10 protein-coding genes and 2 pseudogenes are annotated in these 11,840 nt (G+C 62.2%); 10 read left to right on the top strand and 2 right to left on the bottom strand.

The features are described 5' to 3' along the window. Positions 1 to 72 precede the first annotated feature (72 nt). From A6V37_RS14085 to A6V37_RS14075, 3 genes are read left to right on the top strand one after another with little or no spacing between them, the layout of a single operon-like run. On the top strand, positions 73 to 1,059 hold the full coding sequence (locus A6V37_RS14085) for an ABC transporter permease (RefSeq protein ID WP_064265336.1): 987 nt from the start codon (positions 73 to 75) through the stop codon (positions 1,057 to 1,059). A 34-nt stretch (positions 1,060 to 1,093) separates the two neighbouring features. Continuing rightward, positions 1,094 to 1,891: an ATP-binding cassette domain-containing protein gene (locus A6V37_RS14080; RefSeq protein ID WP_064265335.1), complete on the top strand. Its 798-nt coding sequence runs from the start codon at positions 1,094 to 1,096 to the stop codon at positions 1,889 to 1,891. 36 nt (positions 1,892 to 1,927) lie between these two features. Beyond that, the gene (locus A6V37_RS14075; protein WP_064286071.1) at positions 1,928 to 3,154 is read left to right on the top strand and encodes an ROK family transcriptional regulator; all 1,227 of its coding nucleotides are present in this window, start codon (positions 1,928 to 1,930) and stop codon (positions 3,152 to 3,154) included. Between the two features lie 46 nt (positions 3,155 to 3,200). Here A6V37_RS14075 and A6V37_RS14070 read toward each other — a convergent pair whose 3' ends face one another. Further along, positions 3,201 to 6,287 carry a transglycosylase domain-containing protein gene (locus A6V37_RS14070; RefSeq protein WP_064265333.1) on the bottom strand — a complete coding sequence of 1,029 codons (3,087 nt, stop codon included), beginning with the start codon at positions 6,285 to 6,287 and terminating at the stop codon, positions 3,201 to 3,203. 539 nt (positions 6,288 to 6,826) lie between these two features. Here A6V37_RS14070 and A6V37_RS41785 point away from each other — a divergent pair. From A6V37_RS41785 to A6V37_RS14050, 4 genes are read left to right on the top strand one after another with little or no spacing between them, the layout of a single operon-like run. Beyond that, complete coding sequence (locus A6V37_RS41785) at positions 6,827 to 7,516, top strand: PAAR domain-containing protein (RefSeq protein ID WP_207547564.1); 690 nt, start codon at positions 6,827 to 6,829, stop codon at positions 7,514 to 7,516. Then, positions 7,513 to 8,061 (top strand): PAAR domain-containing protein, encoded by a 549-nt coding sequence (locus A6V37_RS14060; RefSeq protein ID WP_064265331.1) that lies wholly within the window; start codon positions 7,513 to 7,515, stop codon positions 8,059 to 8,061. The genes A6V37_RS41785 and A6V37_RS14060 overlap by 4 nt, the downstream gene beginning before the upstream one ends. Further along, a complete protein-coding gene (locus A6V37_RS14055) occupies positions 8,061 to 8,657 on the top strand; it encodes a lysozyme (RefSeq protein WP_131799793.1) in 597 nt (198 codons plus the stop codon). The genes A6V37_RS14060 and A6V37_RS14055 overlap by 1 nt, the downstream gene beginning before the upstream one ends. Then, the gene (locus A6V37_RS14050; RefSeq protein WP_064265329.1) at positions 8,641 to 9,129 is read left to right on the top strand and encodes a lysozyme inhibitor LprI family protein; all 489 of its coding nucleotides are present in this window, start codon (positions 8,641 to 8,643) and stop codon (positions 9,127 to 9,129) included. Before A6V37_RS14055 ends, A6V37_RS14050 begins: the two co-directional genes overlap by 17 nt. Positions 9,130 to 9,188: 59 nt before the next feature. Here A6V37_RS14050 and A6V37_RS14045 read toward each other — a convergent pair. After that, positions 9,189 to 9,812: pseudogene (locus A6V37_RS14045) on the bottom strand (LysR substrate-binding domain-containing protein); the annotation flags it as partial. Here A6V37_RS14045 and A6V37_RS14040 point away from each other — a divergent pair. The 3 genes and pseudogenes from A6V37_RS14040 to A6V37_RS14030 all read left to right on the top strand — a co-directional run. Further along, positions 9,804 to 10,364: pseudogene (locus tag A6V37_RS14040) on the top strand (dihydrodipicolinate synthase family protein); the annotation flags it as partial. The pseudogenes A6V37_RS14045 and A6V37_RS14040 overlap by 9 nt on opposite strands. A gap of 107 nt (positions 10,365 to 10,471) precedes the next feature. Next, the gene (locus tag A6V37_RS14035) at positions 10,472 to 11,041 is read left to right on the top strand and encodes an RNA polymerase sigma factor (protein WP_064265328.1); all 570 of its coding nucleotides are present in this window, start codon (positions 10,472 to 10,474) and stop codon (positions 11,039 to 11,041) included. Further along, positions 11,041 to 11,823, top strand: a complete 783-nt coding sequence (locus tag A6V37_RS14030) for an anti-sigma factor (RefSeq protein WP_064286070.1) — start codon at positions 11,041 to 11,043, stop codon at positions 11,821 to 11,823. Before A6V37_RS14035 ends, A6V37_RS14030 begins: the two co-directional genes overlap by 1 nt. Positions 11,824 to 11,840: the final 17 nt, after the last annotated feature.

Raw genomic sequence — 11,840 nt, 5'->3', positions numbered from 1 at the left:
GGTCGCCGCCGGGCGGCCGCCGGATTGGCCGCGTGATCCGCTCGCCAAGCTCAAGCTTCAAGGACCATCATCATGTCGACTCCTTCCGCGCCCGCCGGCCACTCGCGCTCTCTCGCCGACCGTCTGCCGTCGCTTGCCGAGGCCGGGCCGCTGATCGCGCTGGCTCTCGCGTGCGCCTTCTTCATTTCGCAGAGCAGCCGCTTCCTGTCGTTCCAGAACCTGTCGCTGATCCTGCAGCAAACCATGGTGGTCGCGGTCATTGCGATCGGCCAGACGCTGATCGTGCTGACTGGCGGGATCGACCTGTCATGCGGCATGGTCATGGCGTTCGGCTCGATCGTCATGACCAAGTTCGCGGTCACGCTCGGCGTGCCGCCCATTCTTGCGATTCTGTGCGGTATTGCCGCGAGCATGCTGTTCGGCGCGCTCAACGGCGTGCTGATCACGCGGATCAAACTGCCCGCCTTCATCGTCACGCTCGGCACCCTGAACATTGCGTTCGCGCTGACGCAGATCTATTCGAACGCGGAGAGCGTGTCGAACCTGCCGGACGCCATCATGTTCTTCGGCAACACGTTCAGGCTCGGTCCCGCGGAAGTCACCTACGGCACCGTCCTCACGCTGCTGATGTATCTCGCCACCTGGTTCGTGTTGCGCGACACCGTGCCCGGCCGTCATCTCTATGCGCTCGGCAATAATGCCGAAGCCGCGCGCCTGATGGGCCTGTCGTCGCAGAAAATCCTGCTCACCGTCTATTCGCTGGCGGGCGCGATCTACGGCATCGCGGCGCTGCTGTCCGTGTCGCGCACCGGGGTGGGCGATCCGCAAGCGGGGCAAACCGAGAATCTCGACAGCATTACCGCGGTCGTGCTCGGCGGCACGAGCCTGTTCGGCGGACGCGGCTCGGTAGTCGGCACGCTGCTCGGCGCGCTGATTGTCGGCGTGTTCCGCAACGGTTTGACGCTGATCGGCGTTTCTTCGGTCTACCAGGTGTTGATCACCGGCATGCTGGTGATTCTCGCGGTGGCCGCCGACAAACTATCCCATCGTCGCGGTTGAGCATTCAGCCGCCATTAGCCGACAGGAGCCCGTCATGTCGACACCTGCTTCCGGTTCTGCCGTGATGCCCGTTCTGCAGGCGCGCGGACTCGTCAAACGCTACGGCAACGTGACAGCGCTCGACGGTTGCGACTTCGAAGTACTGCCTGGCGAGATTCTCGCTGTGATCGGCGACAACGGCGCGGGGAAATCGTCGCTCATCAAGGCCTTGTCCGGCGCCACGGTGCCGGACGAAGGCGAGATTCTGCTCGACGGCAAGCCGGTCAAATTCCGCAGCCCGCTGGACGCCCGCGAGCAAGGCATCGAGACCGTGTACCAGGAACTGGCGGTGGCGCCCGCCATGAGCATTGCCGAAAACCTGTTCCTCGCCCGCGAACTGCTGAAACCCGGCTGGCGCGGCTCGATCCTCAAGATGATCGACAAGCGCCGCATGCTGGAGGAAGCGACCTCGCATATGAAGGATCTGCAGATCGGCATCCGTTCGATGCGCCAGGCGGTCGAAACCCTCTCGGGCGGCCAGCGCCAGGGGGTGGCCGTGGCGCGCAGTGCGGCCTTCGCGCGGCACGTGGTGATTCTCGACGAACCAACAGCCGCGCTCGGCGTGAAGGAAGGCAACATGGTGCTCGAACTGATCCGGCGCGTGCGCGATCGCGGACTGCCGGTGATCCTGATCAGCCACAACATGCCGCACGTGTTCGAGGTCGCGGATCGCATTCATATCCAGCGGCTCGGGCGCCGCGCCGCGCTCGTCAATAAGAAAGACGTGCACATGTCGGAAGCGGTGGCGATCATGACGGGCGCAAAGGAAGCCGACGTCAAGGCAATCGCATGATCATGACGCTTACCTCCTGCTGAGCGGGGTTCGGCTATGGATACCACCGGCAATCTCTCTCCCCTCAAACGCACGGTCGGCTCGAATCAGGTCGGCATGCGGCAATTCAACGAACGCATCGTGCTGCAGGCGATCCGCTTGCATGGGGCGCTGCCGAAAGCCGACGTGAGCCGCCTGACGCGTCTGTCGATGCAGACGGTATCGATGATCATTGACCGTCTGATCAACGACGGCCTGCTCGAAAAGCAGGCCCGGGTACGCGGCAAGATCGGCCAGCCGTCGGTGCCGATTGCGTTGCGCGCGGAGGGCGCGTTCACCATCGGCATCAAGGTCGGACGGCGCAGTCTCGACGTGCTGGCGATGGATTTCGCCGGGCACGTGGTGAGCCGCGATGTATTCGAGTATGCCTATCCCGACCCCAACACCCTGTTTCCGGCGCTCGAAAGCAGACTGGCCAACGTGAATCACGCACTCGGTGCCAAGGCGAATCAGGTGGTCGGCGTCGGCGTCGCGGCGCCTTTGTGGCTAGGCGGCTGGCGCGACTTTCTCGGCGCGCCAGCCGGCGCGCTGGAAGCATGGAACGAGATCGACCTGCGCGCCCGCATCGCCGCCATGACCGGCTTGCCGGTCGAATTCGCCAAAGACACCACGGCCGCCTGCGCCGCGGAACGCGGGATGGGCCAGGTCCGCGGAATTCATCATTTCCGGTATCTGTTCGTCGGCACGTTTATTGGCGGCGGCCTCGTGATCGACGGCCGTTTGCATGGCGGCCCGCACGACAACGCGGGCGCGGTCGGTTCAATCCCGCTGCGCGAAGGCGGCGCGCGCAAGCCGGCGCGGCAACTGCTGCACGCAGCATCGGGTTTCGTGCTTGAAAAGCTGTTGAGCGATGCCGGCGCGCCGGCAGCCGCCGCTCACGATCAGCGCGCGATGTCACCGGAGCTATGGCCATATACGGAGCAATGGCTCGACAGCGCGTGCCCGGCCATCGCCAATGCGCTGACCAACGCGGCCGCCCTGCTCGACCTCGAAGCGATCGTGATCGACGGCGAACTCGACCGGGAACTCGTGCGGGAGGTCATTCGACGCACCGAGCGCGTGCTCGATCGCTTTGAATGGGAAGGCATGGTGCGTCCGCAATTACTGGAAGGCGCCATCGGCGCCGATGCGCGTGCGATGGGCGGAGCGATTCTGCCGCTCTACGCGCATTTCGCGCCGGTGCATGAGCTGTTTTTGAAACCCGCGGCGCAGACGGGTTATTAGAGGCGGCCGGCGCGATCCATTTGCGCCGGCACGTTTTCGCCTGTGTTTATTTCGCGGCGACGGCGACTTTATCGACGGAGGCTGTTTTGGCAGGCGGATTGTCGAGCAACGGCTGCAACACCGGCGCCATCGACTTCAGCAACTGCACCGACAGCGCGCTCGTGAACTCGTAGTGCGACGCATACGGTTCGTGCACCCATGCGGTCAGCGTGCCGTAGAAGCGGTCGCCCATCGCGAAGACGAACGTGGCGCTGCGGTTCACCTTGCGCGATTCGATCAGGCGCGCGCCTTTGGCCCAGACATTGAAGCGCTGATCGCCGGTGCCGGTCTTGCCGTACACCTCGAGGGTCTGGCCGTTCGGGAACACCATGCCTTGCGCGAGGCGCTTGGCCGTGCCGCCCGACACGACATCACGCAACAGCCCCTTCACCACGCCGGCGATTTCCGGCGACAGTTGCTGTTGCGGCGCCACCGCCGCGCGCTGGAAATGCGTTTCGTAAGGCGTGTCTTTGGCGAAGTCGAGTTGCGTGAGGCTTTCGGTCGGCACCTTGTTGCCGTCGTTGGCGATCACGCCGATCAACTGCGCGAGCGCCGCGGGCCGGTCACCCGACGCACCGATCGCCGCTGCAAACGACGGCGTGAGCGTCGCGAACGGATAGCCGAGCGCCTGCCACGATTTGCCGATGGCATCGTAGGCGCGCAACTCGACCATCCGCTTGATGCGGCGGTCTTGCGTCGCGTGATAGCGCGTCTTGAAGAGCCAGGAATAGGTCGACAGACGCACGTCGCTGCTCGCCTTCTGGACCTGGTCGAGCGTGGCGTCGGGATGCTCGCGCAGATAGTTGAGCGTCCACAGTTCGAGCGGATGGACGCTCGAGATATACCCGCGGTCGTTCAGGTTGAACCGGTCGATTCCATATTTGCTGTACAGATTCGCGAGGTCTTCGTCGTCCAGCATGGAAGCCGCCGGCGTGTTCTTCAGCGCGGCGCGCATCTTCGCGTTGAACCATGCATTCGATTCGTCAGGCGCGACGCTGCGCAACACGGTCGCCACTTTCGGTGGAGACTTGCGCACGCCGAGCAGCAGCAGGGTCAGCGCCTGATCGGGCGTCTTGCCGTGGTACTTCGTATAGAAGCGATTCATGTACACGCGGCTTTCCTGATCGGCGAAGCGCGTCAGGTACATCTTGCGGATCGCCGGATCGCCGAGCCATTGCGCCGAAGGCCCGGTGGTCTGCACCATTTCGTAATGGACGATATCGCGCATCAACCGCACGAACACCAGGTTCACCGAATGCTGGAACGCGCGATGCACGGTCAGGATGCGGCTGTTGTCATCGGATTCGAAATTGTTGAAGGTCTGCGCACCGCCGCCTGTATAGAACGTTTCGCCCGGATTGGCCGAGTACTTGCGCTCCACGGCTGCGTCGAGCATGGCCTGGAGCGAACGGTCAGACGTATGCGACAGATAGTCGAGCGCCCAGCGCGTGAGCTGATCATTCGGATCGGGTTTGACGGCCTTCAACTCCGCTGTGCTCAGCGGGGCATAACGCTTGTGCAGGTCGGAGACGATCTGCAAATACGTCACCACGGTGCGCAGTTTCGCGGTCGATCCGAGGTTCAGCCGCGCGCCGGAATTGATATCGAATGGTTCGTTGACGCTGTCGGTTTGCACCCGCACGAGGTTGGCACCGTCGCGCCGTTCGTACAGCGTGAAGCTGTAGGAAATTCTCGACGGATCGTCCGACGGGCGCAGCATTTCAAAGCCGACGAGACCGGCGGCTTTCGCGCCATCGCGTGTCGCGGCGTCGGCGAGCCGTTCGCTCACGGCCTGCTGCACGGCATTGTTGAGCGTGCCGGTGGCCTGCATGTCGAGGCGGTCGAGTTCGTAGAAGCTTGGAATGCCAAGCGCGGCCAGCAGGTGCGAGCGCATCGAAGTCACCGCCTTGCGCGACACGAACGAGTCTGCGTTTGCTGTCCTGACTGGCGCGCGATGCAGTTCGACCGATGCGGACAACGCGGCATCGCGCAACGGCATCGAGATCACGCCGCCGCTCGCCAGCAAGCGCAGATAACTGTCCGTCAGCCGTTCAAGGTCGGCATAGCCGCGATGCAGGAAAAACGAAGGTGCGCGTTGCGCGATCATCAGCGAAAGCACCTGGCGGAACGCCACGCCCTGCGCGGGCAGATTCTCCTCCGTGGACGGCGCTTTCAGAATACGGTTGACGTCGCTGAAATCGCGGCCGTACCAGGCGGCAAGACCGTCGCCGATACCGTTGATTTCACCAATGCCCGGCTGGGCCGCGAGCGGCACCGAGTTGAGATAGTGGACGACGATCTGCCGGCGTGCCGGCATGGTCTGCGGACCATCCAGATACGCGCGCACCGAGGCCGACGCGATCTGCCGCAACTTCTCTGGCGGCGTCGCGGTGCGGCCGCCCGCGGAATGGCGGAATTTTTCGATCTGCGTGGCGAGCGTGCTGCCGCCAGGCGTCGACTGATGGTGGTTGAATACGCGCAGGCCCTGATCGGCCAGCGCGCGGCTGAAACGCCCCCAGTCGATCGCAGGGTTGCGGTTGGGTTGGTCCGGGTCGAGCAGGTAGCGGTCTTCGATAAACAGCAGCGAATTCACCACGAGCGGCGGAATCGCCTCGAAATTGTCATACGCGCGGCCCGGAAATTGCGCGGCGAAGAGCGGCGCGCCGGTGCCGTCGAAGAGTTGTAAGCCGGCCTGATCCTTTTCTTCATACGGCAGGAAGAGACCGTTATCCGCCAGCGAGAGCATCCGTTCGGAATCGCGGGCCTGCGCACGGATTTCAAAGCCGCGTTGCAGCAGACGCTGTTGGATCGAAGGCAGCAACGCGTAGCCGAGCCGGCTGTCGTACGGGCCTTTGTCGGTTTGCGGAAAACGGATGGAGTGACTCGGACCTTCGTCGACCGTGAAGCCTACGTCGCGAGTCAGTTCGGAGAGGTAACGCGCCTGCAATCGTGAGGTTTCGATCTCAACCTGGCAAAAGCGTGCCGCCAAAGCCAGCGCAAGCAGAAATGCCGCTGCCAGCCCCCATTTGAGCCACCTCCGGACAGGCACTGTGCCTGCCGCTCGAAGCGGTAACCGAACCACTGGCCGATTCATGGCTGTACTCCCCGAGCCGGCGCCATGCTTTTTCATCTGGCGCACCTTCAAAGAAGTGTAGCGCGGAACAGGACCCAGTATTTGGTTCGGATTTACCCGAGAGTGTCGCGGCTACAACACCCTTTTGCGGGGCATGGCGGAGGGTCGGTTGGCGTGCGATATTGGGGGGCTTGCAGGTGCCGAAAATTGCCGCCTCAGACTAATGCCGTTCAGTTAAAAGCTGAACGGCATTTTTATTTGCGGGGCAGCAAGAGGTGTAAACGTCATGCCAGCCTGAAACGCCTGCGCGAGCGCATCAAGTCGCTGCACAACGAAAAACGCCCCCACCGCTGATGCGCCCGAGTTATTAAATCTTGCTCTCAACGTTATGCGGTTCCGATGCAGCGCGCATCGATTGCGCCCTTTTTTCGGATTTGCCTGATATCCGTACGCACAAGCTGCCATTGATCCTCTGGGCTGGCGCGGCAAAAAAGTCGCCGCTCTCGCGCCGGTCGTTTTACCGGGCCGGTCGTTGCAGTCTACTTTGAGGAGGTATGGAAATGTCGGACAGGCAGGAACGCAAAGGCACGACGTACGCATTCGCAACCATCGGCGCGCGCACCGAGCGCGGCGGCTATCTCACCTACGCATCGTCGGGGCTGGTGATTTGTGGGCTTCGAGCGGCACTGGTGGGCGACATCGTCACTTATCACGACGGTAGCGAGGCGGTCGTAACGGACGGCTCAGGCACACTCAGTGTCTACCGGGACAAATGTTTCGCTCTGGTCGGGAGCCGCCTGAGCAACGGCGACCATATTGTGTTCACGCCGTGGGACGATGGGGAATCCGGCCTGTTTGTCTCTGAAGGCGAATATCCCCAAGGCCTGTTCGATCCGTCCTATGTGCCGCCACCCGTCGAGCCGGGCTATCGCTTCGCGCTGTCTGGTTCCACCACGGCACGCGGAGGCGTCCTGCGCGAGACGGGCGGCAACTGGTGCATCAATGGCGAAGACGTGAGGGTCGGCGTAATCGGCGACCTGGTTCATTACGCGGACGGCACCACCGCACGCATCACAACCGGCCTTGCGCTTGCTGCGAATCGCGGCCTTGCACAGCTCGCATATGTGGGCAGCACGCTCGATAACGGCGACACGATTACGGATAGCCCGGAGCGCGATGGCGCAGCCCATCCTGGCATCTACGAGCCCGTCGCCGAAGCGCAGATAAGGCGCGAAAGCGAGCGCGTATGATCCGATACTTTCTCGCCAGAGGTGATCGTGGCGGCAGTGCCATGATCACGGAGGGACTGGATTCGGTTACCTGTTCCAATCCGCCGCCACGAGTGAATATCGCTACGCTCTACATGAAAACCTATTGCACGGCCTGCAAGCGGGAAGGCTACATTGCACCGCGCGGGCCGCGCTGGCCCGGCACCGCTGTCAATGGCAAAGCGTGGGCACTGAGCGGTGATATCAACATCTGCGGCTGCAATCCACCGCCGATTTTCTACGCCGAGCGCGGTATGTCCATGTCCTTCAAATCCGAGCAGGTGGCGGCGCTGATGGGCAACGGCGCTAGCACTTCAGTCCGTCAAACTCAAACAGCGCAGTACGACGAACAATTCACCCTTCACGATGCGAACGGCCGCGTTGTATGCGACACGTACTACACGGTCTGTCTGCCATCGGGCGAACTGCTACACGGCGTTACTGATTCACAGGGACACACAACACGTTATCAGACGGACGGCGCCTGTTCTCTTCGAATCTACCTTGGTCACAAACAGGAGGTCTAGTGCCTGACGCACTCGCAGCTGCAGTAACAAACACCAACCCGAATTCCTGCGTGAATGTCCAAACAGACCGACTGTGCAAACCTTGGAAGCTTTCGACTCAAGGCTATACATTTATGGCCGTTCTCGAAAGCGGCGTGGTAAATGGGGCTTATCTGGGAAAACCCGTTGTAGAAGGGTTCATTGTAAAGGTGTACGACGACGGCTATGGTATTCCGACCGTCGGCTTGGGACACAAGGTTCTTCCAGTAGACCACCTCAGGATCGGTGACGTGATATCAGTTGAGCGCGCCAGAGGATTCTTCGAAATTAATTTGCTGCCCATTGAAGCCGCAATCAATCGGGACGTTAAAGTGCCCCTGTACCAGTACGAATATGACGCACTCGTATCAATCCTGTTTAACTCGGGACCGTATCCACGGTCGGGCGACCCGTGGTATCCGGAATCTCGTTCCAAGTATCTCGCTGATTTTCTAAACCACGGTGAGTACAACAGGATGCGTGACATAATTCGCTCATTTATTGCGCAGCGCGTGCCTTGGCGGCGTCGTCTGGAAGCACAACTTTTTGTAACGGGGATTTATGATGCGCGCCACTAGCCTATTCGCTGCCTTATTTCTGACAGCACAAGCGGCTTATCCCTCGACATCGATTTATGGATCTACCTTTGACTATAAAAAGGCACAGCCTGCAAGCGTATATTTCTCTGGAAAAAGTCCGGTAGAGATTGCATCGTATTGCAAAAACGAATCCCTCGGAACAATGGATTTGTCGGCTTGCGCCCAATTCGGGTATGAGGGTGTCGTTAAGACCTTAAACAAAAAGGTTGCGGAAATCGAAAAAGCTACGAAACGCTATGACCTCGAGCATCGAGCCAATGGAGAACCCGAAGCACTGCCTTTCTTTGAGAAGGCGCAAGCGAATTGGCAACTCTATAGGGACAATAACTGTTACTCGGAGGTATATCAGGTAGGCCAAGCGTCATTGCACTTTGTATACTTCTGGGACTGCATGACCCGAATGACAAAAAACAGGTTTGATGAGTTGACCAAGCCTCACGCGAATGATTGAAGCATGGCGCCGCCTTGATGCTAACGCCGTCCAGTTACGAACTGGACGGCGTTGGCGCCTCAGGCGGTTTTTTTCTTTCGCGCAGCGTACTCCCGCAACCGCCCCTGGGCCCGCTGCGCCTGCGGCCCATACAGCCCATGCAGCAATTCAATAAAACGTTCCGCCGGCGGCGACAGCACCCCGCCCTTGCGCGTCACAATGCCGAAAGTCTGCGACGGCGACTTGAGCTTCACCAGCACGAGCCGCAGCATTTTTCGCCGGACGAACAAGCCGGCGATCGCGCTCGGTAACAACGACACCAACTCGTGGCTGCTTTGCAGCAACGCAACCGTCACGAAGGTAGAAGCCGTCGAAATCGCGTTGTCCGGCATCGCGAGACCCGCCAGATCCATCACCCGTTCGAGCAGCGCGTGCAACGGCATATGCGATGGGTACACCACCCGGCGGTGACCGGCCAGATCGCCCAGCTTCACCTCTTTCCTCGGCAGCGGCGGGTGGCCATAACCCACCACGACCGACAACGGTTCGTCACCCAGCGGACGATAGTTATATTTCGACGGATCGGCCGCCACCGCCGCGCGGCCGATCACCAGGTCGAGCCGGCCATCGTCGAGTTGTTGCAGCATGCGCGCGCTCGTGTCCTCCACCACTTCGACGGAAAGATCCGGCTGCCCGGCATGCACGAGTTCTACCGTACGGTGTCCGACGCGATCGGGATTCCTATCATGATCCAGGACGCGCCGGTCAGCGGCACGGCGTTGTCCGCGCCGTTTCTCGCTCGCATGGCGCGCGAGATCGACAATGTGTCGTACTTCAAGATCGAAGTGCCGCAAGCCGCGAACAAGCTGCGCGAGCTGATCGAACTGGGCGGCGACGCCGTGGTGGGTCCGTGGGACGGCGAAGAAGTGATCACGCTGATGGCCGATCTGGATGCGGGCGCAACCGGTTCGATGACGGGCGGCGGTTACGCCGACGGCATCCGTCTGATCGTCGACGCCTATGCGGCCGGCGATATTGAAGCGGCGGCCGCGCACTATCAGCAATGGCTGCCGCTCATCAACTACGAAAACCGCCAGGGCGGCCTCGCGTCGTGCAAGGCGTTGATGAAGGAAGGCGACGTGATTCGCTCGGACGCGGTGCGCCAACCGCTGCCGCCGATGCATCCGACCACCCGCGAAGGCTTGTTGAAAGTCGCGCGGCGGCTCGATCCGCTGGTGCTGCGCTGGGGCCGCTAAGGTGCGTCTAGGCGCGTGAAAAAGCGGCCCCGCAAAAAGAACGGGATATAAGGGGCCGGAGAAATTGAGTAACATAGGGCCGCAACAGGCTCACACACACTCTTTCCATGACCGCCAATCCTCGGGAACTGACGCCGGAAACCCTTGCCGGGCTGCTCGAACGTGTCGCCGGGGAAGACGCGTCGGCGCTGCGCGAGCTCTATGATCTCGCCGCGCCGAAACTGTTTGGCGTTGCGCTCCGTATATTGAGCAGGCACGAGTGGGCTGAAGAAGTCCTGCAGGACAGCTTCGTCAATATCTGGCGCTTTGCCGGCGACTACCGCCGCGCACTGTCCGCCCCAATGACGTGGATGTCGGCGATTGTCCGCAACCGTGCTCTCGATCACCTGCGGCGGGTCAACACGCAGGAAACGGAATGGAGCGATGTGTTGGACGAGCTTGTGGCAACCGGCGACCCGGATCCCGAAGCGCTAAGCGCGGTCAGCCTGCAAGCACGCTTGTTGGCCGGCTGCATGCAGCAGCTGGAGCCGGCGCAGCGTCAGGCGGTTGCCCTCGCCTACCTGCGCGACCAAAGCCATAGCGAGATCGCCGAAGTGCTCAGTGTGCCGCTCGGCACCATCAAGTCGTGGATCAGGCGGGGCCTCGCCAAGCTCAAAACCTGCCTGGGGGGCGAGTGATGAATCTCAGTCGCTATCCCCAGCTCGTCGATCTGCTGGCCGCCGAATACGTGCTCGGCACGCTGCGCGGCGGCGCCCGGCGCCGCTTCGAACAGTACGCGGACCGTGACGCGACAATTCGCGCGGCCGTTAGCGCATGGCAGCGGCGCATCTCGCCCATGGCCGAACTCGCGGAGCCGCGCATGCCGCCGGCCGGCGTGTGGGAAGCCATCGAGCGGCGTCTCGGCCTCGCCGCCACGCGCGAAGCGGCACGTCCCCGCACCGTGGTGGAAACGCCGGCACGTCCGGCGCGCGGCCTGTTCGAGAACCTGGCGTTCTGGCGCGGCTGGGCAATCGGTGTCACCGGCATCGCCGCCGTCGCCGTAGTGGTCGCCGTGCGCTCGCTGCTGCCGTCCGCGGGCGCACCTTCCACTGCGCCAACCGTGGCGCAGCAAGCCGAAACAGCCGTCTCGCACGTCGCCGTGCTGAACAATCAGGACGCGCATCCGGTCATGCTGGTCGCGTGGGACGAAGCGCATTCGACCATGACCGTGCATCCGCTCGGCAAGGTCGAGCTGCCTGCCGGCCGGGCCATGGAGTTGTGGGGCATTCCCGCGAGCGGCCATCCGGTGTCGCTGGGCATGCTGCCGGACAGCGCGAATGGCAAGGTCCCGGCGGGTCAGCAGAAGCCGGAAAGTTACGCGGCGCTGGCGGTGTCGATCGAAGCGCCGGGCGGCTCGCCCGACCACAACGCACCAAGCGGTCCGGTGGTGTTCACCGGCAAGCTGCTGCCGGTGTCCTGAACGATTTCTGCGTGGGA

Source organism: Paraburkholderia ginsengiterrae (genome assembly GCF_001645125.1).
GTDB classification, from domain to species: domain Bacteria; phylum Pseudomonadota; class Gammaproteobacteria; order Burkholderiales; family Burkholderiaceae; genus Paraburkholderia; species Paraburkholderia ginsengiterrae.
This window is presented reverse-complemented; position numbering and strand designations above follow the sequence as displayed.